This window comes from Nioella sp. (genome assembly GCF_965215655.1).
Taxonomy (GTDB): Bacteria; Pseudomonadota; Alphaproteobacteria; order Rhodobacterales; family Rhodobacteraceae; genus Nioella.
The window spans coordinates 3,619,492-3,643,211 of sequence record NZ_OZ244111.1 but is presented as its reverse complement, the minus strand read 5'-3'; the positions used below and the strand labels follow the sequence as shown (position 1 = coordinate 3,643,211).

Below are 23,720 nucleotides of genomic sequence, written 5' to 3'. Positions count from 1 at the left end.
TGTTGTTATCCACAGGCCATGCGGTGTTGGGGGCGAAATGACATTGACCGATCCGACGACGATTCTGTTTCTGGTGGGGATAAGCCTGGCCGCGGGTGGATTTTCCGCCGTGCTGGGCATGTCGCTGACTCGCGGCGGGGGCGGATTTCGCCACGTCATGCTGCGCGGGCTGGACCTGCCCCGAAGCTATGCCTTCCGCGATGGCTATCTGCTGTCGGATCTCGACGACACCGACGCGATGCTGACCGACCCGGGCGACCGGGTGGGTGCCTGGGCGGAGCTGCGCGAAAGCCTGTCTGCACTGAACCCCGATGTGGCCGCGAAGATGGAGGCGCTGCGCGACCGGGGTGACGGGTTCGTGCTGATTGGCCGGATCGGCGGGGATGAGCTGTCGATCAGTGGCCGCGTTTCCGAGGGGCGATGCCTGATCACCGTCGCCTCGCTGGAGCCGGGGCAGGACCGCAAGATGATCGACCAGGCCGGGCTGGACGCGCTGGAATCGGAACTGGACCTGCTGCGCCACGGTCTGGACGCCGGGCAGATGCTGCTATGGCAACAGGATTCGGCGGGTCAGATCATCTGGGCCAACAAAGCGTATTTCGACATGCTTCAAAGGGTCGAAGGCAGCGATGGGGGGCTGGTTTGGCCGATTCGTAACCTGTTCGACCCGGACGATCCTCTGACCGAAGGCCAGACCCGGCGGATGTCGCTGGACGCGGACGATCTGCTCTGGTTCGATCTGACATGCCGCGGCTATCGCAATGGTCAGCTCTTTTCGGCGCAGCCCATCGATCGGGTCGTCGCCGCTGAAATCGCGCTGCGCGACTTCGTGCAGACCCTGTCGCGCACCTTTGCCCATCTGCCCATCGGGCTGGCGATCTTCGACAAGCAGCGGCAGCTGGTGCTGTTCAACCCGGCGCTCGTGTCGCTGTCGACGCTGCCCGTGGACTGGCTGTCGGCCCGGCCCGATCTGTTCGCCTTCCTCGACAAGCTGCGCGAAAAGCAGAGGATGCCGGAGCCGAAGAATTACCAGGCCTGGCGCGCCGGGCTGGGAGAGCTGGAACAGGCCGCGCGCGATGGCACCTACCAGGAGATGTGGAACCTGCCCAACGGTCAGACCTTCCGGGTCATCGGGCGGCCCCATGCGGATGGGGCGGTGGCCTTCCTTTTCGAGGATATTAGCCAGGAAATGACCCTGACCCGCAAGTTTCGCGGCGATTTGGACCTCTATCAATCGGTCCTCGACGACAATACCGAGGCGATGGCGGTGTTTTCCCGCGATGGCCGCTTTGTCATGGGAAACCGTGCCTATGGGGCGCTATGGCAGGGTGAACCCGCAACAGTATCGGAGGCAACGGGCCATTGGCAGGCGGCCTGCGCGCCCACACCCCTATGGGGCGAGATTCGCGACTTCGTCGGCGGCTATGCCGACCGCAGCGCCTGGACCGAACGGGTGGTGCTGAAGAATGGCGGATGCCTTGTCTGCCGGTTGGCCCCCTTGAAAGGCGGGGCGAGCCTTGTGGCCTTCCAGACAGGCGCCGCGCCGTTGCCTTTGCCCGGCCCGGACCCGGAGGCCGAAACAGAGACGGCGCTGATTTCCTCGGGCTGAGCGTGCGGGCGCGGTTGCGGCCCGGCGGGGCCTTGATAAACTCGCACCATGTCGAACCCCGTCCGCCCCGTGATCGCCGGCACAACCCTGACCTCGCCAGAGGCCACGTCGCGGCTGGCGCGGCATCTGGCGGACCGGCTTGCGCCGGGAGATATCCTTTGTCTCGATGGTGATCTCGGGGCCGGGAAGACCCATTTCGCCCGATCGCTGATCCAGCACCTGCAAGCGGCCGAGGGCCGGGTGGAGGACGTGCCGTCGCCCACCTTCACGCTTGTCCAGACCTATGAGGCTGGTGGCTCCGAGATCTGGCATGCCGACCTGTATCGCCTGAGCGATCCGCAAGAGGTCGATGAACTGGGCCTGACCGACGCCTTTGATACGGCCATCTGCCTTGTGGAATGGCCCGACCGGTTGGGCGATGAAATGCCCGACCGCGCCCTTTGGCTGTCGCTGCGGATGGTGCCGGGGCAAGACGATGCGCGGGCGCTGACGATCTCCTCCGCCCGCCCCGATCTTTGGGCCGACCGGCTCAGCCTGGTGGTGCCCGCATGAGTGCCCCCGTTCAGGAGTTTCTCGACGCCATTGGCTGGGGCAACGCGACGCGCGTGCCGCTGGCGGGCGATGCCTCTGCCCGGCGCTATGAACGCCTGAGCCTGGGCGATGCGCGCGCGGTTCTGATGCTGGCCCCCCCCGAGGACCGTGCCGCTTTTGACGCGTTCCTCAGCATTGCTGCCAAGCTGCGGGCCATGGCGCTGTCCACGCCGCTGATCATCGGGTCCGACAAGGACAGGGGCCTGATGTTGCTGGAGGATTTTGGCGACCGAAGCTTTGCCACCCTGGGGCCGGATCTGATGGAGGCGAGCCTTGCCGCCGCGGATGTGCTGATCCATCTGGCCCGCCACCCAGAGGGGTGGAGCCTGCCCGCCCTGACCCCGCATGTGATGGCCGAGATGACCCGTATCGCGCTGCCGGATGGCACCGATGCGGAGGCGGCTCTGGCGGAAATGAAGGCGCAATTCGCCCGCGTCTTCACCGCGCCGCTGGTGCCCGCACTGCGCGACGTTCATGCGGAAAACCTGCTGTGGTTGCCCGACCGGCTCGGGCTGACCCGCGTTGGCCTGCTGGATTTCCAGGACGCGGTGCTGGCCCCGCCGGGCTATGATCTCGTGTCCTTCATCAAGGACGCCCGCCGCGATATCCCTGACGATATCGCCGCTGCCATGACCGCCCGGTACACGGACGCGCTGGCAATCGACGAAGGTGGTTTTGCCGAGCAAAGCGCGCTGCTCAGCTTCCAGAGAAACCTGCGTATTCTCGGCGTCTTCCGTCGTCTGGCGCGGGACCGGGGCAAACCCGTGTACCTGACCCACCTGCCGCGCGTTTTTGCCCATGTCACCGACGCGCTGGCGCACCCGGCGCTGACGGATCTTGCCGGGGCGATGGAGCCGCTATTGCGAGGGCTCAGGCCATGATGCCGACCGCCTGCATGATCCTCGCCGCCGGGTTCGGCACCCGCATGGGGGTGCTCACGAAAACCCGGCCAAAACCGCTGATCCCGGTCGCGGGGCGGCCCCTGATCGACCACGCTCTAGAGCAGGCGCGCGGTGCGGGTGTGGGGCGGATCGTGGTCAATGGCCACCACCACGCCGACCAGATGCGCGCCCATCTGCACGGCATGGCGGATGTGGCGTTTTCCGAGGAGCAACCGATCATTCTCGACAGCGCGGGGGGCATCCGCCACGCCCTGCCGCTGTTGCAGGCTGACTCCGTCTTTACCCTCAACGCCGATGCGGTCTGGACCGGCCCCAATGCGCTGGCCACGCTGGCCGCCGCTTGGGACCCTGACCAGATGGACGTACTGGCCCTGATGGTGCCGCAATCCCGCGCCGTGGGGCGGCAGGCGGGCGGCGATTTCGCCCGCGATGCGGACGGGCGGCTTGGCTGGGACAAGGTGGGAGAGGTCTATACCGGCGCGCAAATCCTGAAGACGGTGCTGTTACAGGGCTATCCCGAGGGGCCGTTTTCGCTTCACGAGATATGGAACGCGGCCATGGCGCAGGGCCGGATGTTTGGCACGGTTCACACGGGTCACTGGGCCGATGTGGGCCACCCCGAGGGGATCGGACTGGCCGAGGAAATGGTGACCCATGTTTGAAGCCACCCCCACCCCCCGCGTCTTCGCAACGCCCCTTGGCGTCGATTTCACCGCCGCGCTGGTCAAAGGCGTGGCAGAGCGGCTGAAAGACCAGCCCCCCCATGCCCTGGCGCGGGTGGAAATCTACGTCAACACCGCCCGCACGCAACGCCGCCTGCGCGCGATCTATGCGGAAAAGGGCGCAGGCTTCCTGCCGCAGATCAAGCTGGTGACGGACCTCGCCCGCCGCCCCGACATGACCGGCCTGCCACCCGCGATCTCTCCCTTGCGGTTGCGGTTGCAATTGTCGCAGACCGTCTCGGCCCTGCTCGACCGCGAACCGGACCTCGCGCCGCGATCCTCGCTCTATGGCCTGTCCGACAGCCTCGCCGATCTCATGGGTGAGATGCAGGAGGAGATGGTGACACCAGAGGCCGTGGCGGGGCTCGACGTCGGCAATCATTCCGCCCATTGGCAGCGCTCGCAAAAGTTTCTCGGCATCGTCGCGCCCTATTTCGCGGGCAGCGAAGATCATATGTCGGTCGAGGCGCGGCAGGCCGCCGTGGTCGCCCGGCTTGTGTCGCTGTGGTCCCTGGCGCCGCCCGATCATCCGATCATCGTGGCAGGCTCTACCGGGTCTCGCGGGCCCACGGCGCGGTTCATGGAACTGGTCGCAGGGCTGCCGCAAGGTGCGGTGATTCTGCCGGGCTTCGACTTCGACCAGCCGCGCGCGGTGTGGGACCGGTTGACCGAACAGATGGGCGATAGCCTCAGCGGTGGCGAGGATCACCCTCAGTTTCGGTTTGCAAGCTTCGCCGCGCGGGTGGGGATGCACCCGTGCGATGTGCAGGTATGGGGTAGCGATGCGCCCGCGAATCCCGCCCGCAACCGGCTGATTTCACTGGCCATGCGTCCCGCACCGGTCACCGATCAATGGCTGGAGGAAGGGCCGAAGCTGACAGAGGTTACGCAGGCCGCCGAACAGCTCACCCTCATCGAGGCCTCCAGCCCACAACTGGAGGCCGCCGTCATCGCCCTACGCCTGCGCCGCGCCATCGACGAGGGCAAGCGCGCTGCGCTGATCAGCCCCGACCGGGCGCTGACCCGGCAGGTGACAGCGGCGCTGGACCGTTGGAGGATCGAACCGGATGATTCCGCTGGTGAACCCCTGTCGCAGACCGCGCCGGGGCGGCTCTTGCTGCATGTGGCTGAAGGGCTGGCCGAGCGGATGACGGCGGAGGATCTGCTGGTCCTGCTGAAACACCCTTTGACCCATTCGGGCCGCGACGACCGGGGCGAGCATCTGCGCCGCACCCGCGATCTGGAACTGCAATTGCTGCGTGGCAAGCTGCCCTTCCCGACCCGTGCCGATCTGGTGGACTGGGCGGCAAGGCGCGAGACCGATCCGGGCGCGATGGACTGGGCCGCCTGGGTCGCCGAGGCCGCGCTGAACCTGCATGCGCCGGGGCCGCAGCCGCTGGCCGACCACGTCGCCCGGCATCTGGCGGCGGCTCAGCTTCTGGCCGCTGGACCGGGGGCTGAGGGTGCAGGGGCGCTTTGGCAGAAGGATGAAGGCGAAAAGGCCCTTGCCCAGATGCAGGCGCTGGAACGCGAGGCCGTTGCAGGCGGCACCATGACCGCCGCCGAATACCGCGATTTCGTGGGCGCGGTGCTGCGCGAGGAAGAGGCGCGCGACCCGCTGGCCCCGCATCCCGACATCATGATCTGGGGCACGTTGGAGGCACGGGTGATGGGCACCGATCTGGTCATTCTTGCGGGGCTCAACGAAGGATCGTGGCCGTCGGCCCCCGGCGCCGATCCGTGGCTCAATCGCTGGATGCGGGCCAAGGCGGGGCTGCGGCTGCCCGACCGGGTGATCGGTCTCTCGGCCCATGACTTCCAGCAATCGGTGACGGGGGCCGAGGTCTGGCTCTGCCGTGCCAAACGCGATGCGGAAACCGAAACCGTGCCGTCGCGTTGGCTCAATCGGATCGTGAACCTGATGAAGGGCGCAAGCGCGGAAAGCGCGGCGGCGCTGGCGGCAATGACCGCGCGGGGGAACGACTGGCTTGCTATCGCCGAACGGCTGGACGAGCCCGCCGCGCGCATCGCCCCCGCCACACGGCCCGCGCCCGCCCCGCCCGCCGCGCAGCGCCCCGATGGCCTGTCCGTCACGCAGGTCGAAAAGCTGATCCGCGATCCCTATTGGGTCTATGCGCGCAAGGTGCTGGACCTGCGGCCGCTCGACCCCCTTCGCCAATCGCCGGACGCCCCCCTGCGCGGCACCATTCTGCATGACGTGCTGCACGATTTCATCAAGGCCACATGGGGCGGGTTGCCCGACCAGCCCGAGGCGCTGCTGTTGCGAATTGCCGACGAGGTGCTGGAGGACGCGGCCCCATGGCCCGCCGCCCGCCGCCTCTGGCGCGCAAGGATCGAGAAGATCGCGCCTTGGTTCATTGCAACCGAGCAGGAGCGCCGTGCCCTGGGCACCCCGTGGCGGCTGGAGGCTGAAGGCAAGGCGGAACTGGGCGCGCCGGGCTTCACCCTGACCGGCACCGCCGACCGGATCGACAAGGCCCCGGATGGGCGCATTCTTATATATGATTACAAGACTGGCAGCGCACCCACCGAGGCGCAGGAAAAAGCGTTCAACAAACAGCTCTGGCTGGAGGCCGCTATGGCCGCGAAAGGCGCATTTGGCGAGCCGATGGAAACCGCGCTCATTGCCTATGTGGCGCTTGGATCGGGGGGCAATGTGCGCGACCATCCCGTGACGCCCGGTGAAGTGGCTGAGATCACCGAAGGCTTTGGCAAACTGCTTGACCATTATATGAATGAAACCAATGGCTTCACCTCCCGCCGCGCGATGGAAAAGGTATTGTTCGAAGGCGACTATGATCACCTCGCCCGCTTTGGGGAGTGGGATGAAACCATGGCTGCCGTGACCGTGAAGGTGGGCCAATGAGTATCCAGTTCGACGAAGCCACCACCGCCCAGATCACCGCCGCAAACCCGGCTGCGTCCACCTGGCTGTCGGCCAATGCCGGCAGTGGTAAAACCCGGGTGCTGACCGACCGCGTTGCGCGCCTTCTTCTACAAGATGTTCCGCCCGAACGCATCCTTTGCCTGACCTACACCAAGGCCGCGGCGTCCGAGATGCAGAACCGCCTGTTCAAGCGGCTTGGCGAATGGGCGATGAAGCCTGATGCCGACCTGCGCCGCGATCTGCTGCATCTGGGCATGGACGCGGGCACGTTGACCCCGGCGCTCCTGTCCCATGCCCGCACGCTCTTTGCCCGCGCGATCGAGACGCCGGGCGGCCTCAAGATTCAGACCATCCACTCCTTCTGCTCCGCCGTCCTGCGCCGCTTCCCGCTGGAGGCCGGGGTCGCCCCCAACTTCACCGAAATGGACGAACGCGCGCAGGCGATGCTCTGTGCCGATGTGCTGGACGGCCTGGCCGAGGGCGAGGGGCAGGGTGCCGTCGATGCGCTTGCCGCCCATGTCTCGGGTGACGATCCCATGCCGCTCATCCGTGCGCTTCTGGGCAAGCGTCTGGCGTTCGAACAGGACTGGCCCGACGCCGACATCATGGCGTGGTTCGACCTGCCCAAAGGCTACACCGCCACCGACCTGATCGCCCATGTCTTCCATGGCGACGAACGCGACATTTGCCAGATCGTCCGCCAGAACCTCGACCCTGACAACCGCAATCAGGGTGCCAATCATCGGCGGCTGTCAGCGGTCAACTGGGACACACCGGGGCTGTCCGATATCGCCACGCTGGAAGAAGTCTTCCTGACCGGCTCCAAGACCAAAACCCCAGACAGCCCCAAGATCGGCAGCTTTCCCACCAAACCCATCTGGGCGCAGATGGCCGCGATCCATGAACCGCTGGAGGCGCTGATGCTGCGTCTGGCCGAGGCCCGCCCGATCCGCCGCGCCCTCCTCGCCGCCGAAAAAACCCGCGCCCTTCACCGCTTCGCCCGTGGCTTCCTGCCCGCCTATGACGCGGCCAAATCCGCCCGTGGCTGGCTCGATTTCGACGACCTGATCCTCTCCACCCGCCGCCTTCTGGCCGATAGCGGCGTGGCGCAATGGGTGCTCTTCCGGCTCGATGGCGGCATCGACCACATCCTCGTGGACGAGGCGCAGGATACCTCGCCCGCCCAATGGGATATCGTTGCCCAACTGGCCGAGGAATTCGCTGCCGGGTCGGGCGCGCGCGACGACGTGGACCGGACCATTTTCGTGGTCGGCGACAAGAAACAGTCGATCTATTCCTTCCAGGGCGCGGACCCGGACGGGTTCGACCGGATGCGCGAGCATTTCGCCGCCCGCCTGCACGATGCCGAGGCGCTGTTTCAGTCCCGCGTGCTGGCCCATTCCTTCCGTTCCGCCCCGCCGATCCTGCAACTTGTGGACGAGGTGTTCAAAGGTGCGGCGAGCGCCGGGGTGGGACAGGACGTCGAACATATCGCCTTCAAGCAGGATCTGCCGGGCCGCGTCGATATCTGGCCCGTGGTGGAAAAGGCCGATAGCGAGGAGAAACCCGACTGGGATGACCCCGTCGATCAACTGGCCGATGATCACCACACCGTCCGGCTGGCCCGCGCCATTGCAGGCGAGATCAAGCGCATGATCCATGCGGGCACCCCGATTTCGGTCGACGGCACGCGCCGCCCGCTCACGGCGGGCGATATCCTGATCCTCGTCCAACGTCGGTCCGACCTGTTTCACGAGCTTATCGCCGCGATCAAGGAACAGGGCCTGCCGATTGCCGGGGCCGACCGGATGCGGCTGGCCGCCGAACTGGCGGTCAAGGATCTGACAGCGCTCCTCTCTTTCCTCGCCACGCCAGAGGATGATCTGTCGCTGGCCGCCGTCCTGCGCTCGCCCCTCTGCGGCTGGTCGGAACCGGCCCTGCATGATCTGGCCCATGGGCGCGGCAAAACCTTCCTCTGGCGCGCCCTGCAACAGCGCCGAGAGATGGACCCCGACAGCGTCGCGATGCTGGAGGATCTGCGCAACCACGCCGATTTCCTGCGCCCCTATGACCTGCTGGAACGCATCCTGATCCGCCATCACGGTCGCCGCAACCTGCTGGCCCGGATGGGGAACGAAGCCGAAGATGGTATCGACGCGATGCTGGCGCAGGCGCTGGCCTATGAACGGATGGAGGTGCCCAGCCTCACCGGCTTCACCGGCTGGCTTCAGGCCGATGACGTGCAGATCAAGCGTGATCCGGGTAGCGCCGGCGACCAGATCCGCGTGATGTCGGTCCACGGCGCCAAGGGGCTGGAGGCCCCCGTCGTCATCCTGCCTGACACCGCCTATCGGCAAAGCAACCACAGCGCACCCAAACTGTTTGCGCCCGAAAGCGGCCCCGTCTGTTGGGCCGGGCGCAAGGATGACAGCCCCGCCGGGATGCGCGACCTTTTTGATGAGGCCGCCGCGCGAGAGGTCGAGGAACGCAACCGCCTGCTCTATGTCGCCATGACCCGCGCCGAAAGCTGGCTGATCGTGGCGGCGGCAGGCGAGATCGCCAAGGGCGAAAACGAAGGCTGGTATCCCTATATCCTCGCCGCCGCGCAGGCCTGCAACGCCGCGCCATTCGCAACGCCCACCGGGCAGGGGTGGCGTCTGGAAACCGGCGACTGGACGGCGATGGACCACAGCGCGCAGCCCTCGCGCGTGCCCTCAGCGCTGCCCGACTGGATCGCCTCCCGCTCGACGACCCGCCCACGCGACACGAAACCCCTGTCACCGTCTGACCTCGGCGGGGCCAAGGCGCTGCCCGGCGACGGCGCGGGCCTTGATGAAGACGCCGCCAAGCTGCGTGGCCGCCGCCTGCACCTGCTGTTGGAACATCTGCCGGACCTGCCGCAATCGGGCTGGTACGCCGCCGCGCCCGGCATCCTCGCGGTGGAGGGAGACCTGCCCGACACCGACCTCGCGGAACTCTTTGAGGAGGCCACAACCTGCCTCACCACCCCGTCGCTCGCGCCGCTCTTCACCCCCGACGCGCTGGCCGAGGTTACATTGACGGCCCCCAGCCCGACCCTGAACCGCACCCTCCTGGGCCAGATCGACCGGCTGATTCTCGCCCCGGATCACGTGCTCGCTGTCGATTTCAAATCCAACGCCACCGCCCCCGACCGGCCCGAGGACACCCCCGACGGCATCCTCCGCCAGATGGGCGCCTATGCCGAAATGCTCTCCGCCATCTACCCCGACAAACGCATCGACACCGCCATCCTCTGGACTCGCCCCGCGCTACTCATGCCGCTCCCCGCCGACCTCATCACCCCGGCGCTGATCCGCGCCCGTGACGATCTGAAGTGAAACTGCCCGCGCGCGGACCGCTTCCAAAGCAACGCCCCTTTCATCTTGGCAAAAAATACCTCCGCCGGAGGCATCCCGCACTCTCGACCACAGATCCGCTCGGTCCGGCTCACAGTCCTCTCCGATATCCCGTGGCAACGCGGACCGACGAGGCCTCCCGCGAAAGCGGGGGGTTGAGGAGGGCCGCTCCCCGGTCGACGCGCGATGCGCGGCGAAACCGCGAGTCATATGCACGCCCGGTGTACGGGGGGTGTACAGGGGGTGTACGGGGGGCACCCCCCTCTTTCCGGGCGGGATGTGCCGCGCCGATCACATGATTGCGCTTGGGTGTTTCAGTCGCTTGACCTTGTCCATCGCCGCCCATAGGTTTCGCCCCTGACTCGTGAAAATTCTCTCCAGGAGGGCTAGATATGGCCACCACCGCCGTCACCGACGCAACATTTGACGCTGAAGTCAAACAATCCGATATCCCCGTCGTGGTGGATTTCTGGGCCGAATGGTGCGGCCCCTGCCGCCAGATCGGCCCCGCGCTGGAAGAAATCTCGGAAGAGATGGCCGGCAAGGTGAAAATCGTCAAGATCAACGTAGACGAGAACCCGAATTCCCCCATGCAGCTTGGAGTTCGAGGGATTCCTGCCCTGTTTCTCTTCAAGGGTGGTGAAGTTGTGTCGAACAAGATCGGCGCAGCCCCGAAAGCCGCCCTGCAAAGCTGGATCGAAGGCGAAATCTAAGCGCTTTCCGGTTTTCCAACCAACCCTGCCACGCCCGGGCGTGGTGGGGTTTTTTTATGTTCTGATAGGACCTTAAAAGAAAAGCGGCGCCCGCATGGGACGCCGCTTTCCGCTCTGCCGGCCCGGGAAAGAGGGAGAGCCCGGACCAGCTATGTTACCGGCTCAGCCCTTGGAGAATTCCGGGTAGGCTTCCATCCCGAGTTCCGACATGTCGAGCCCCATCATCTCGTCCTCTTCGCTGACACGGATACCAACGGTCATTTTCAGAACGTACCAGATGACCGCGCTGCCGACGAAGGTGAACACGCCATAGGCGGCAATGCCCATCAGCTGCGTCGCAAGGCTGGCGCCGTCATTGTAGAAGACCACGGCGATGGTGCCCCAGATCCCGGCGAAGAGGTGCACCGGAATGGCGCCGACCACGTCGTCGATCTTGAGCTTGTCGAGGAAGGGTACTGCGAAGACCACGATGACACCGCCCACTGCACCGATCCAGAGCGCGCCGAACAGGGTGGGGGCGAGAGGCTCTGCGGTGATCGACACGAGGCCAGCGAGGGCACCGTTCAGCACCATGGTCAGGTCGACCTTGCCGAACATCACCTGCGTCAGGATCATTGCGGCAACGGCACCGGCTGCAGCGGCCATGTTGGTGTTGGCGAAGATGCGGCTGACGTCAGAGATGTCGCCGACAGTGCCCATGGCCAGCTGCGAGCCGCCATTGAAACCGAACCAGCCAAGCCACAGGATGAACGTGCCAAGCGTGGCAAGGGCAAGGTTGGACCCGGGGATCGGGTTCACGCGGCCATCCTTGCCATATTTGCCAAGGCGTGGCCCGAGGATCAGGGCACCGGCCAGAGCGGCCCAACCACCCACGGAGTGCACGATGGTCGACCCGGCGAAGTCGGAGAAGCCCGCTTCGGACAGCCAGCCGCCGCCCCACTGCCAGGACCCGGAAATCGGGTACATCACGCCGGTCAGCAGCACGACGAAGAGCAGGAAGGGCCACAGCTTGATCCGCTCGGCCAGGGCACCCGACACGATCGAGGCGGTGGCGGCGACGAAGACCAGCTGGAAGAAGAAGTCCGACCCGACAGAGGCATAGCCAAGATTGGCATCGGCCGCGGCAACGCCCACAGGGTCAAGCACGGTCTGGCTGAAGAAAGGGCCGACCCAGTTGGCGATGGTCCATTCGGCCGGATACATCAGGTTGAAGCCCATCAGCCAGTACATGATTGCGGCGATGGAAAACAGCGCGATGTTCTTGGTCATCTGCATCGTAACGTTCTTGGAACGGACAAGCCCGCCTTCCAGCATGGCAAAGCCAGCCGCCATGAAGAAGACGAGGAAACCTGCCATGCAGAACAGCAGGGTGGTCATGATGTAGGGGCCGATCTCGTCAAAGGTCGGCACGGCGTCGGCCTCTTGGGCGAGGCCCATGGTGGGCAGCAGGACTGCCGCTAGGGCAACTGCCGGAAGAAACTTTCTGACTTGCATGGTATTTATCCCTGGTTCTGACAGTTGCTTAGAGGGCGTCGTCATTGGTCTCGCCGGTGCGGACGCGCACGGCGGCGGATACGTCGAGGACGAAGATCTTGCCGTCGCCGATCTTGTCGGTCTTGGCTGTGGTCTGGATGGTTTCGACAACCTGATCGGCCATGGCATCGGCCACCACGATCTCCAGCTTGACTTTGGGAACGAAGTTCACGGCATATTCCGCGCCGCGATAGATTTCGGTGTGCCCGGACTGAGAGCCGAAGCCCTTGATCTCGGTCACCATCATGCCCCGCACGCCGATAGAGGTCAGAGCTTCGCGGACCTCCTCCAGCTTGAACGGCTTGATTGCTGCAATGATGAGTTTCACGGTTTTACCCTTCCGTCGTTTTGGGTTCTGCGACCCGGACGTTGCCAATGCAGACCTCAGAGGCAGGAAGAGCAACGAAGGGAGGGGAGTTGGAGGGCCGCATTCGAGGGGGGTCGCAAAATTTTTGCATGAAATCGGGCAAACGGTTAATAATTGGGCGCAATGGAATTTCGGCAGTGCGGCGAGAACCCTCCACAAACGACTCGAAATCCCCTATGTTGCGATCAAAAGAGCAGGATCAGGCATGAGCGCATCAGGAAACAGAGGCGGGCGGAACGCCCGTTCGGGCCGCAGGCTTGTCGCGGAGCGCAGGAATGCTGCACCTGCGAAATCTTCACGGTCGTCTGGATCCGGCGGCTCTGGTCGAAAATCAGGCAGATCGCGCCGCCGCACGCCGCAACGGCGACGGGGCGGGATACGGGGCGCTATTGGGGCCTTCTTCCGGTTCATCTGGCGGATCGTTTTCGGGATCGTCTGGCGCGCGACGCTGGCCCTTGTGCTGATCCTTGCGGGCGCGACGGCCTATATCTACTCCACCCTGCCGCCGATGACCGAGCTGGTGGACGGGCGGGCGCGCGGATCGGTGACGATGCTCGACCGCGACGGCAATGTCTTTGCCTGGCGGGGCGAGCAATATGGCGGGCTGATCGACACGGAAACGGTGTCGGAACATGTGGTCAACGCCATCGTGGCGACAGAGGACCGGCGCTTTTTCCGCCACTGGGGCATTTCCCCGCGCGGCATCGCCTCGGCCATCCGCATCAACCTGCGCGAAGGGCGCGGCCCGCTGGAGGGCCATGGCGGGTCCACGATCACGCAGCAGGTGGCCAAGCTGCTATGCCTTGGCGTGGCCTTTGACCCGGATGAATGGGAAAGCGAGGCGGAATACGAGGCCGATTGCCGCCGTGGCAGCCTCTGGCGCAAGATCCAGGAACTGCCGTTCTCTCTGGCGATGGAGCTGCGCTATACCAAGCAGGAAATCCTGACGATCTATTTGAACCGTGCCTATATGGGCGCTGGAGCCTTCGGGGTTGAAGCGGCCTCTCAGCGCTATTTCGGGCATTCCGCCGCCGAGATCACGCCACAGGAAGGCGCGATGATCGCTGGTCTTCTGACCGCACCCTCGCGCTATGCGCCGACATCCAGCCTGCAACGCTCGCAGGATCGGGCGGCCGTGGTGCTGGGACTGATGGAGGAACAGGGATATCTGACCGCCGCAGAGGCCGCCGAAGCCCGCGCCAATCCCGCCACCTTGTCAGAGGCGGCAGAGGCGCGCGCCGGCGGCTATTTCGCCGATTGGGTGATGACGCAAGGCCCGGATTTCCTGCTGCGGGAAACGACGGAAGACGTGATCATCCGCACCACATTTGACCCACGCATGCAGGAGGCCGCAGAGGCCGCCTTGGTGGATGTGTTCGCAAACCAGGTGCGCGAAGGGTCCGAGGCCGAGGCCGCGATTATCGTCATGTCGGCAGATGGGGCCGTGCGCGCCATGGTGGGCGGCAGACAGGAGGGCACCGGCCTGTTCAACCGCGCCACGATGGCGATGCGGCAGACCGGGTCCGCCTTCAAGCCCTTTGTCTATGCCACCGCGCTCGATCTGGGATGGCGTTTCGACGATCTGGTCGAGGATGCGCCACTGACGATCAACGTGCCGGGGTCGGGGCCGTATTCCCCCCGCAACTATACCGGCGAGTTTTATGGCACGGTGACGCTGACCGAGGCGCTGCGGGCCTCGCTGAACACGCCCGCCGTGCGATTGTCAGAGGAGGTGGGCCGCGACCTGGTGCGCACTGTGGCCGCCGAGTTTGGCATCGAAAGCGATCTGGCGCTTGGCCCGGCCTTGGCGCTTGGCGCGTCCGAAAGCACACTCATCGAGATGACAGGTGCCTATGCGGGCATTCTGAACGGCGGCTCTGCCGTGACGCCCTATGGCCTTGTCGATCTGCGGTTGGTGGGTGACACGGAACCGATGATGGGGCAGGGCGGCGGTATCCGCGAACGGGTGATCTCGGAATTCGCAGCGCGGCAGCTGACCTACATGATGGCGCAGGTTGTGGCCAATGGCACCGGCCAGCGGGCGCAACTGCCAGACCGTCCAGTCGCGGGAAAAACCGGCACCACCACATCGGCCCGCGACGCATGGTTTATCGGGTTCACGGCGGATTATGTGGCGGGGGTCTGGATGGGCTATGACGATAACTCACCCATGTCGGGGGTGACGGGCGGTGGCTTGCCGGCAGAGATCTGGCGGCAGACCATGGAAGCCATTCATGACGGCATCCCGCCGCGTCCGCTGCCGATGATCGACCCGGCAGAAGAGGCGCGTCCCGAACCGATCGAGGAGGCACCAGGTCGCAGACCGGATATTGCCGAACAGATCCTGATGGAGGTTCTGGGGCTGCTAGGCGCGAACCGGAACTGACCGACCTGAACGGGGTTGCCGCCCAAACGGCAGCCCCGGCTTTCGATCAGCTCGCGTTGCGCAGATCGGCGATCATCGCGTCAAGGTCGCCGCGGTTTCGGTCCAGCATCGCGCCGACCTCTTCCGCTTCGGTGGTGCGCAGGTTGATGCCCTCGATGATCAGGTTGAACACGCGCGCCTGGCCGGAGCCATCCGAGACCAGCCAGATCACGTCGAAGGGCGCTTCGCCGCGCAGGCGCGCGACCGATGTCACCTCGAAGAAATTGCGGATCGCACGCGCGCCCGTCACTTCGATCTGTCCGCCGATCAACTCTCGGAAGCGGCTGCCATATTTTCGCGAGATATATCCGCTGAAGGCGTCCACGAATGCGTTGCGTTGTGCCGTTGAAGCGCGCCGCCAATCGACGCCAAGAACCGATTGCGCGATGATCGGCATATCTGCATAGCGGTCCAGCAGGCCCTCGAAATCGCTGAACATGCGCGCTTCGCTGCCGCCGGAATTGATGGCGTCGTACAGGTCGCTTACCAAGCGCTCTACCAGCGTCTGAGCGGCCCCGACGGTCAGCGCCCAGGCACGTCCGGGCAGGGCAAAGGCGGCGGCGCTGGCGCCGGTCAGTCCAAGGAAGGCCCGCCGGGAGAGGCTGAACTTACTGGGCATATGGGTCCTCGTAAGGGTCAAAATAGGAATCGTCATAGGGATCTGCATACGGGTCAGCGTAATCCGTCGGCTGATTGCCTCGCAATTCGTAGCGGCGGTTTTGCAGGTAGATCAGCCGCGCCTGCGCATAGCCATCGGCACTTTCGTAATAGAGCCGGTCGATTTCATCCCCAAGTTCATGGCGGGTGTTCAGAGCGTCCGCCACATTGGCCCCGGTGATATAGTCGCTTTCCGGCGGGCTAAAGGCCAGGCGCGTGGGGTTCATGACCGTGTCAACGATCAGCCCGGCGGTGTCGCGGCTGGTCGAGGGGCCAAGCAGCGGCAGCACCACATAAGCCCCTTCCGACACGCCCCAGACATGCAGGGTTTCACCGAAATCGGTTTCTTCCGCGTAAAGCCCACCTTCCGACGCCGGGTCCAGCAGGCCGCCGAGGCCGAAGGTGCTGTTCATCAGGAAGCGGAACGTGTTGCGAAGGGCATCGTCCAGACGCAGTTGCAGGATGTCGTTCACGACATAGAGCGGCTGATTGAGATTGGACGAGAAATTGCCAAGTCCGGTGCGCACCGGTTCCGGGACGGCGGTGCCATAGCCTAGCGCCACGGGGCGCAGCACGGCCCGGTCGACCGCAACGTTCAGGTCGTGCATCGCCCGATTCGACGCCTCGGTCGGGTCGTTGATTTCAGATGCGCCGGGCAGCACCGCTGGCCCGCAGGCCATCATGGCGAGCAGCGGTACTGCACACAGGGCAGCACGAATTCGGTATGTGGGTGCGGCAGCGGTCAATGGGATTCTCGTCAAGGCTTTCATAGGCTATACATGATAATAAGGTCTCTCACCTCAAATCAAAGGTGGGGGCCAGAGGGCAATGGCAGATTTCCCGTTTTTGATGGATTATGTGGCAAGGCAGTCAACAATTAGTGGAACCGGAAAAGCGGATTCACCAGCGAGGCAGACACCAAGATGACGAGACAGGCACAATCCAGCCGAAACGCCTCCGCGGATGAGCTGCGGCTTGCCAGTGGCGGCAATGGGCGGCTGATAGGGGCGGTCTTCCTGTTCAGCATGTTTACCAATGTGCTGATGCTGACCGGCCCGCTTTACATGCTGCAGGTCTATGACCGTGTCCTTGGCAGCCGGTCGGAGGAAACCCTGCTGGCGCTGTCCATTCTGGTGACGTTCCTGTTCCTGATCATGGGTATTCTCGACTACGCCCGTGGCCGGGTCGCGGCGCGCGTTGGCGCGCGGTTGCAGGATCGGCTGGATGAACGCGTGTTCAGGGCCACGCTGGCTCGGGCCGGGCGCACAGGGCAGCAGCATACCGGCCTGACGGATCTGGAGGCGATCCAGCGGTTCTTGTCCTCGCCCGTGTTCCTCGCAGTGTTCGACATGCCATGGACGCCGCTTTTCGTGCTTGCGATTTTCGTGTTTCACCCGTGGCTTGGCTGGCTGGCCCTGGCGGGTGGGGCGACGCTTGTGCTGATCACGCTTCTCAACAAGGCGCGGTCATCGGGGCCCCTCAGCCAGGCCGGAGGGGCGTCGCTGATGGCGGACCGGATGGCCGGGCAGTTGCAGACCGAGTCGGAGCTTGTGCGCAGCCTTGGCATGCAGGGGCGGGCATTGGCGCGCTGGAAGATTGTGCGTGAACAGGCGCTTGGGCAAGGGATGTCTGCCTCTGACAAGGTGGGCGGCTTTGCCACTCTGACCAAGACCCTGCGCCTGTTCCTGCAATCAGCCATGCTGGGGCTTGGGGCCTATCTGGTGCTGCAGGAGGAACTGACCGCTGGGGCGATGATTGCGGGATCGATCCTGATGGGCCGGGCCTTGGCCCCGATTGAACTGGTCATTGGCCAATGGCAGGTCATCGCCCGCGCCCGCGAGGGGCGTCAGCGCCTACAGGAATTGCTGACCGAGGAACGGCCGGACCCCGTGCGCCTGCCGCTGCCGCGGCCCAAGGCCCTGCTTGAAGTCAACCAGCTTTCGGTCGTGCCGCCGGGGCATGCGCAGGCGACGCTGCGAGGCGTGACCTTCAAGGTGGAGCCGGGGCAGGCCGTCGGGATCATCGGGCCTTCGGGGGCAGGAAAATCAACGCTCGCAAAGGCCCTGACCGGTGTCTGGAAACCGGCGGGCGGACAGATCCGCCTGGATGGCGCGACGCTGGACCAGTACGACCCCGACACGCTCGGCCAGCTGATCGGCTACCTGCCGCAAACGGTGACGCTGTTTGACGGCACGCTGGCGGAAAACATCGCAAGGCTTGAGGCGGAGCCGGATCCAGCCAAGGTGGTGGAGGCGGCCAGGCGCGCGGATGCCGATGCGCTGATCCGACGCCAGAGCGAAGGCTATGACACGCGGATGATCAGCGGTGCCAACCGGTTGTCGGGCGGGCAGATCCAGCGGATCGGTCTCGCGCGGGCGCTGTATGGCGACCCGGTGCTGATGGTGCTGGATGAACCCAACTCCAACCTCGACAATGACGGGGCAGAGGCGCTGAACCGGGCGATCAAGGCGATGAAGGCTGCAGGAAACGGCGTACTGATCATGGCGCACCGCCCGGCCGCCATCCGCGAATGCGACATGTTGCTGGTTCTGGACAATGGCGGCGCACGGGCCTTCGGTCCGCGCGACGAGATCCTTCAGAAGGTGCTGCGCAACGCCGATCAGGTGCTCGGGGCTGCGAAAATGCCGGTAGTGCAGGGGGGGATCAGCTGATGTCCGACGATACTGCAAGCAAAGCATGGTCCGTCCGGGGGCCGATCGCCTTGGGTATGCTGGCGCTTATCGCCCTGGTCGGTGGCTTCGGGGCCTGGGCGGCCCTGTCGAATATCGCGGGGGCTGTCGTTGCCTCGGGCCAGATCGAGGTCGATCGAAACCGGCAGGCGGTGCAGCATCCCGACGGCGGCGTGGTTCTGACGCTCGACGTGATCGAGGGGCAGCGCGTGGCGGAAGGCGATGTGTTGTTGCGCCTCGATCCGTCCGATCTGCAATCGGGCCTGTCCGTGGCCAATGCGCAACTGAACGAATGGCGTGCCCGGCAGGCCCGGCTGGAGGCGGAGCGCGATCTCGCGACCGAGATCGCCTTTCCGCCCGACCTGCTGGAGGCCGCCGCCGAAAATGCGGATCTGGCGGAGCTTCTGGAGGGCCAGCGCAACCTCTTTGCCGCGCGCGTTGCAACCCTGACCCAGTCTACCGACCAGCTGAACCGGCGCGCCGAGCAGATCGGTGCGCAGCTGGACGGCATCGCGGCCCAGAGGGCCGCCCTGACCGATCAGCGCGAGCTGGTAGAGCTGGAACTGGTCAGCGTGCAGGACCTGATCGACCGGGGGCTGGCCGAGGCCTCTCGCGGGTTGGCCTTGCGGCGGGAAAGCGCGCGCCTGCTTGGCACGATCGGGGAGCTGGAGGCCAGCGCAGCGGAAGCGGCGGGCCGGATCACGGAGATCGATCTGCAGATCCTGCAGCTGGAAACCGAACGCCGGGAGGAGGCCATCGCGCAACTGCGCGAAGTGCGGGTGGAGCAGGCGGAACTGGCCGAGCGGGCCCGTGCCCTGAGCCGGCAACTGGCACAAACGGAGATCCGCGCACCGGTTGACGGGGTGGTCTACGGGCTTGCCGTGTTCGGCGCCCGGTCGGTCGTGCAGGCGGCACAGCCGGTTCTCTTTCTCGTGCCGCAGGACCGGCCACTGATCATTTCGACCCGGATCGCGCCGACGAATGTCGACGAGGTCTTCGTCGGCCAGGAGGTTGTCCTGCGTTTCCCCGCCTTCAATGCGCGCACCACGCCCGAACTGTTCGGTCAGGTGCGGCAGGTGTCTGCGGATGCCTTCGTGGATGAGAATACCGGCGTCAGCTACTACGCGGCCGAGATCGTGCTGAACGAGGGTGAGGCCACGCGGCTGGAGGGTGAGACGCTGCTGCCGGGGATGCCTGTCGAGGCCTTCATCCGCACCGAGGACCGCACGCCAATGGCCTACCTCCTGCGTCCGCTCTCGGATTACTTCAACCGGGCCTTCCGCGAAGGATAAGCTGTTTCGCCGCGCATCGCGCGTCGCCCCGCGAACGCGCCTCGTCACCCCCCGCTTGCGCGGGGACCTCCTCGGCGCGTGCTGCCGCGGAGGCGTGGACCGGGCGGTTCATTGTTGCGGGGGCTGCTCGGCATGGCTGCGGCTGGACGCCTCCGGCGGAGGTATTTGAGCCAAGATGAAAGAGAAGGTCGGATTCAGGCCCTTTGCGGCGTGTTCGGATGCTTGCCGGGGCTGCGGGAGACCCCTAGGGTGCGGCGCGACGGAAACTCAGCGCGAAGAGGTGCGAGATGAGCAATTTTGAGGCCAGACTGGCCGAGATGGGGATCACCCTGCCCGATGCCCCGGCCCCGGCGGCCAATTACGTGCCCTTCGTGGTGGTGGGCGACATCGTCTATGTTTCGGGGCAGATTTCCACCGACGAGAACGGGTTGATCACTGGCAAGGTCGGTGATGACATGGCAACCGAAGAAGGGGCGGCCGCCGCGCGGCGTTGCGCGATCAGCCTGCTGGCGCAGGTCAAGGCGGCCTGTGGCGGCGATCTGGACCGGTTGGTGCGGGTGATCAAGCTGACCGGCTTCGTCAATTCCACCGCCGACTACACCGACCAGCCCAAGGTGGTGAACGGGGCCTCCGACTTCCTTGTGGAGGCCTTGGGGGATGCCGGTCGTCATAGTCGATCCGCCGTTTCCGCCGCGTCCCTGCCGCTTGGCGTGGCGGTGGAGATCGAGGGGATCTTCCAGATCGCATGAGCCTGCATCCTGCCTTCCTGGCTGCGCCGATTGCGCATCGGGGGCTGCATGACGTGACCAAGGGGCGCCCTGAAAACGGGCTTTCCGCGGTGCGGGCGGCGCTCGATGCGGGCTATGGGCTGGAGCTTGACCTGCAGATTTCGTCGGACGGCGTGGCCATGGTCTTTCACGACTATGAACTGGACCGCGTCACTGGCGAAACCGGGCAGGTGAAGCTGCGCAGCGCGGAGGATCTGGGGCGGATTACGCTTGCCAGCAGCGAGGACCGTATTCCCCGGCTGCCCGAGGTTCTGGACCTTGTGGCTGGACGGGTGCCGATCCTGCTGGAGATCAAAGAACAGTCGCGGATCATGGGGCCGGTGGATGGTGCGCTGGAGCGGGCCGTGGCCGCCGATCTGGTCGACTACGAGGGCCCAGTGGCGGTCATGAGCTTCAACCCCGCCTCGGTTGCGGCCTTGGCGAAAGCCGCCCCCGATGTCCCGCGTGGCTTGACCAGTGGCAGCTATGGCGACCCGGAATGGACCCCACTGGGGCCGGCGATTCTGGACCGGTTTCGCGCCCTGGACGGATTTGACGCGACAGGCTGTTCTTTCATAAGCCATTATCACAAGGACTTGTCCGACCCGGCGGTGACCGCACTGAAGGCGCGTGGCATCCCGGTTCTGTGCTGGACGATCCGCTCGCCAGAGGCGGAGGCCGAGGCACGGCGGATCGCAGATAATGTGACATTTGAGGGGTATCTTCCATGACCATCCTGCGCACGACCCACAGCCTTGTTGCGGTACTGACCTTTGTGCTGCTGCTATCGGCGTTCCGGGGGGAGTTGCGGGTTGCCCTGAATGCTGTGGATGGGCCGTCCCTCGCGCTGGTGATCCCGGTTCTGGCCTTCGCAGCGCTTGTCACGGCGCTGAGCTCTGCAGCCACCGCCCTGACGCTGGATATGGCGGGGTTGATCCTGCTTGGCCTTTACATGGCGGAGGACGGTATCAGCGCCCTGCCTCTGGCCGGGGCCGTTGGTCTGGTGAGCATGGCAGGTCTGTGCCTTGGCCTGATCCGGATGTCCCCCGATCCGGATGATTGATCTTCTCGCGCCAAGGCCCATCTTGTGAAGGGACGCAGACGGGGCAATCATGGACGGCGATACCGCAATCGAGATCACGGCCTTTGCCAGCCTGTCGGATATCCCGGCAGGGGAGTGGGATTCCTGCGCCTGCCCTGAAGCTGCCGATGGTGGCCCACCTTTGGACCCGTTCACCACGCACCGGTTCCTGAAGGCGCTGGAGGACAGCGGGTCTGTCGGGCCGGGAACTGGCTGGCAGCCGCGATATCTGATGGCGCGGGCAGCGGGGCAGGTGATTGCCGCTGCGCCGCTTTACGCCAAGGGGCACAGCCAGGGCGAGTATATCTTCGACCACAACTGGGCCCATGCCTATGAACGGGCTGGCGGGCGGTACTACCCCAAGCTGCAAATGGCGGTGCCCTTCACGCCCGCGACCGGTCGGCGCTTTCTGACCCGGCCGGGGTGGGACGATGTGGGCCGCGCCGCGCTGGTGCAGGGGGCGGTGCAGGTGGCCGAGGATAACGGGCTGTCCTCGCTACACATCACCTTTTGCACGGGCGAGGAGGCCGAGGCTGGTGCGCGGATTGGCCTTCTGCGCCGGACCACGCAGCAGTTCCATTGGGAAAACGCGGGCTATGGCAGTTTCGACGATTTCCTTGGCTCGCTTTCCTCGCGTAAGCGCAAGACGATCCGCAAGGAACGCGCGCAGGCGCAGGGGTTCGGGGGGGATATCGTTTCGCTGACCGGGGATGATCTGCGGCCCGAGCACTGGGATGCCTTCTGGCGCTTCTATCAGGATACCGGCGCGCGCAAGTGGGGCTCGCCCTATCTGACGCGCAGGTTCTTCGATCTAGTGCAAGAGACCATGCGCGACGACGTACTGCTGGTTCTGGCGATGCGCGACGGGATGCCTGTGGCGGGTGCGCTCAACTTCATCGGGCGCGAGGTGCTTTTTGGCCGCTACTGGGGCTGCATGGAACATCACCCCTGCCTGCATTTCGAGCTGTGCTATTATCAGGCCATCGACGCGGCCATCGGGCGGGGTCTGGCCCGTGTCGAGGCAGGCGCACAGGGCGAACATAAGCTGGCGCGCGGCTATCTGCCGGTGCCGACCCATTCCCTGCACTGGATCGCCGACCCCGGCTTTTCGAACGCAGTGGAGGATTATCTGGAGGCCGAACGCGCAGCGGTGGAGGAGGATATCGAGATTCTTACGGCTTTCGGCCCCTTCCGAAAGGCAAAGGTGGAGGAACAGGAATGACCGACAAACTGACTGAAGAAGACCGTGACGCCGCCCTTGCCCCGCTGCTGGACAGCGGCTGGCACATGGTCGAGGGCCGCGATGCCATCGCCAAGACCTTTGCCTTTCGCAACTTTATCGAGGCCTTTGGCTTCATGACCCGCGCCGCGCTCTGGGCCGAGAAATGGAACCACCACCCGGAATGGTCCAATGTCTACAAGACGGTGGAGGTCACGCTGACCAGCCATGACGTGGAGGGGCTGAGCGCGCGCGATGTGAAGCTGGCCCGGAAAATGGACGCGCTGGTCGGATAAGGGAAAGGCGCCCGACGGGCGCCCTTCCGATCCTCAGATCTTTTCCAGAAGCTCTTCGCCGACGGTCAGCTTGCAAGCGCCGCCTTCCTCTTCGAGGTTCAGGACCTTGACGACCCCGTCCTCGGCCATCAGCGCGAAGCGCTGGCAGCGGTCCAGCAGGCCGATTGCGGGCACGCTGAAGTCAAGCCCGATGGCCTTGGTGAATTCTGCCGCCGGATCGCCCAGCATGGTGATGCCAGCCGCCGTCGCGCCGCTCGATTCGCCCCAGGCGGCCATGACGAAGGGATCGTTGACCGACACACAGATCACCTCGTCCACGCCCTTTTCGGCAAAGCCCGCGCGGGTGCGGATGAAGCTGGGCAGGTGGGTGGCATCGCAAGCGCGGGTAAAGGCACCGGGAAGCCCGAAGATCACCACTTTGCGGCCCTTCAGTTTCGGGGCCAGTTCGACGGCCTCGGGGCCGTTTTCACCGAAGATCAAGAAGGTGGTTTCCGGCAGTTTGTCACCGACACTAATCGCCATGGTTTTCCTCGTTGGCTGATTGGTTTACGCAAGCGATATAGATCAATGG

At 65.1% G+C, this 23,720-nt stretch carries 20 protein-coding genes; 15 read left to right on the top strand and 5 right to left on the bottom strand.

Translation table 11 applies throughout. The annotated features are described in order from the left end of the window. Positions 1-37 precede the first annotated feature (37 nt). From ACOOEX_RS18120 to trxA, 7 genes are all read left to right on the top strand, one after another. Positions 38-1,609: a PAS-domain containing protein gene (locus ACOOEX_RS18120; RefSeq protein ID WP_420396136.1), complete on the top strand. Its 1,572-nt coding sequence runs from the start codon at positions 38-40 to the stop codon at positions 1,607-1,609. A gap of 48 nt (positions 1,610-1,657) precedes the next feature. Further along, positions 1,658-2,161 carry a tRNA (adenosine(37)-N6)-threonylcarbamoyltransferase complex ATPase subunit type 1 TsaE gene (gene tsaE / locus ACOOEX_RS18115; protein WP_420396135.1) on the top strand — a complete coding sequence of 168 codons (504 nt, stop codon included), beginning with the start codon at positions 1,658-1,660 and terminating at the stop codon, positions 2,159-2,161. Further along, positions 2,158-3,081: an aminoglycoside phosphotransferase family protein gene (locus ACOOEX_RS18110; RefSeq protein ID WP_420396134.1), complete on the top strand. Its 924-nt coding sequence runs from the start codon at positions 2,158-2,160 to the stop codon at positions 3,079-3,081. The genes tsaE and ACOOEX_RS18110 overlap by 4 nt, the downstream gene beginning before the upstream one ends. Continuing rightward, entirely contained in the window at positions 3,078-3,764 is a 687-nt protein-coding gene (locus ACOOEX_RS18105) for a nucleotidyltransferase family protein (protein WP_420396133.1), read from the top strand. Before ACOOEX_RS18110 ends, ACOOEX_RS18105 begins: the two co-directional genes overlap by 4 nt. Further along, positions 3,757-6,711 carry a double-strand break repair protein AddB gene (gene addB, locus ACOOEX_RS18100; protein WP_420396132.1) on the top strand — a complete coding sequence of 985 codons (2,955 nt, stop codon included), beginning with the start codon at positions 3,757-3,759 and terminating at the stop codon, positions 6,709-6,711. Before ACOOEX_RS18105 ends, addB begins: the two co-directional genes overlap by 8 nt. Continuing rightward, positions 6,708-10,091, top strand: coding sequence for a double-strand break repair helicase AddA (addA, locus tag ACOOEX_RS18095; RefSeq protein WP_420396131.1), 3,384 nt, complete (start codon positions 6,708-6,710; stop codon positions 10,089-10,091). The genes addB and addA overlap by 4 nt, the downstream gene beginning before the upstream one ends. Positions 10,092-10,501: 410 nt before the next feature. Continuing rightward, the gene (gene trxA, locus ACOOEX_RS18090) at positions 10,502-10,822 is read left to right on the top strand and encodes a thioredoxin (RefSeq protein WP_071689443.1); all 321 of its coding nucleotides are present in this window, start codon (positions 10,502-10,504) and stop codon (positions 10,820-10,822) included. A gap of 162 nt (positions 10,823-10,984) precedes the next feature. Here the strand turns inward: trxA and ACOOEX_RS18085 are convergent, their stop codons facing one another. Both ACOOEX_RS18085 and ACOOEX_RS18080 read right to left on the bottom strand, forming a co-directional pair. Then, entirely contained in the window at positions 10,985-12,316 is a 1,332-nt protein-coding gene (locus ACOOEX_RS18085) for an ammonium transporter (protein ID WP_420396130.1), read from the bottom strand. 28 nt (positions 12,317-12,344) lie between these two features. Continuing rightward, the gene (locus ACOOEX_RS18080; RefSeq protein WP_071689442.1) at positions 12,345-12,683 is read right to left on the bottom strand and encodes a P-II family nitrogen regulator; all 339 of its coding nucleotides are present in this window, start codon (positions 12,681-12,683) and stop codon (positions 12,345-12,347) included. A 244-nt stretch (positions 12,684-12,927) separates the two neighbouring features. Between ACOOEX_RS18080 and ACOOEX_RS18075 the strand changes: the two genes are divergently transcribed. Beyond that, complete coding sequence (locus tag ACOOEX_RS18075; protein ID WP_420396129.1) at positions 12,928-15,108, top strand: transglycosylase domain-containing protein; 2,181 nt, start codon at positions 12,928-12,930, stop codon at positions 15,106-15,108. Between the two features lie 46 nt (positions 15,109-15,154). On the opposite strand, the gene ACOOEX_RS18070 is transcribed toward ACOOEX_RS18075, so the two are convergent. Both ACOOEX_RS18070 and ACOOEX_RS18065 read right to left on the bottom strand, forming a co-directional pair. Then, the gene (locus tag ACOOEX_RS18070; protein ID WP_420396128.1) at positions 15,155-15,766 is read right to left on the bottom strand and encodes an MlaC/ttg2D family ABC transporter substrate-binding protein; all 612 of its coding nucleotides are present in this window, start codon (positions 15,764-15,766) and stop codon (positions 15,155-15,157) included. Further along, a complete protein-coding gene (locus ACOOEX_RS18065; RefSeq protein WP_420396127.1) occupies positions 15,756-16,550 on the bottom strand; it encodes a VacJ family lipoprotein in 795 nt (264 codons plus the stop codon). Before ACOOEX_RS18065 ends, ACOOEX_RS18070 begins: the two co-directional genes overlap by 11 nt. Before the next feature lie 177 nt (positions 16,551-16,727). Here ACOOEX_RS18065 and ACOOEX_RS18060 point away from each other — a divergent pair, with 177 nt between their 5' ends. The 7 genes from ACOOEX_RS18060 to ACOOEX_RS18030 all read left to right on the top strand — a co-directional run bounded on the left by ACOOEX_RS18060 (position 16,728) and on the right by ACOOEX_RS18030 (position 23,149). Beyond that, complete coding sequence (locus tag ACOOEX_RS18060; protein WP_420396126.1) at positions 16,728-18,476, top strand: type I secretion system permease/ATPase; 1,749 nt, start codon at positions 16,728-16,730, stop codon at positions 18,474-18,476. Next, on the top strand, positions 18,476-19,786 hold the full coding sequence (locus ACOOEX_RS18055; protein WP_420396125.1) for an HlyD family type I secretion periplasmic adaptor subunit: 1,311 nt from the start codon (positions 18,476-18,478) through the stop codon (positions 19,784-19,786). The genes ACOOEX_RS18060 and ACOOEX_RS18055 overlap by 1 nt, the downstream gene beginning before the upstream one ends. Before the next feature lie 287 nt (positions 19,787-20,073). Continuing rightward, complete coding sequence (locus tag ACOOEX_RS18050) at positions 20,074-20,535, top strand: RidA family protein (protein ID WP_071689436.1); 462 nt, start codon at positions 20,074-20,076, stop codon at positions 20,533-20,535. Next, positions 20,532-21,284, top strand: coding sequence for a glycerophosphodiester phosphodiesterase family protein (locus ACOOEX_RS18045; RefSeq protein ID WP_420396124.1), 753 nt, complete (start codon positions 20,532-20,534; stop codon positions 21,282-21,284). Before ACOOEX_RS18050 ends, ACOOEX_RS18045 begins: the two co-directional genes overlap by 4 nt. After that, positions 21,281-21,616 (top strand): hypothetical protein, encoded by a 336-nt coding sequence (locus ACOOEX_RS18040; protein WP_420396123.1) that lies wholly within the window; start codon positions 21,281-21,283, stop codon positions 21,614-21,616. The genes ACOOEX_RS18045 and ACOOEX_RS18040 overlap by 4 nt, the downstream gene beginning before the upstream one ends. A gap of 49 nt (positions 21,617-21,665) precedes the next feature. Next, complete coding sequence (locus ACOOEX_RS18035) at positions 21,666-22,856, top strand: GNAT family N-acetyltransferase (protein ID WP_420396122.1); 1,191 nt, start codon at positions 21,666-21,668, stop codon at positions 22,854-22,856. Next, positions 22,853-23,149, top strand: a complete 297-nt coding sequence (locus ACOOEX_RS18030; protein ID WP_420396121.1) for a 4a-hydroxytetrahydrobiopterin dehydratase — start codon at positions 22,853-22,855, stop codon at positions 23,147-23,149. Before ACOOEX_RS18035 ends, ACOOEX_RS18030 begins: the two co-directional genes overlap by 4 nt. A 33-nt stretch (positions 23,150-23,182) precedes the next feature. On the opposite strand, the gene ACOOEX_RS18025 is transcribed toward ACOOEX_RS18030, so the two are convergent. Next, positions 23,183-23,671, bottom strand: coding sequence for a peroxiredoxin (locus tag ACOOEX_RS18025; RefSeq protein ID WP_420396120.1), 489 nt, complete (start codon positions 23,669-23,671; stop codon positions 23,183-23,185). Positions 23,672-23,720 lie beyond the last annotated feature (49 nt).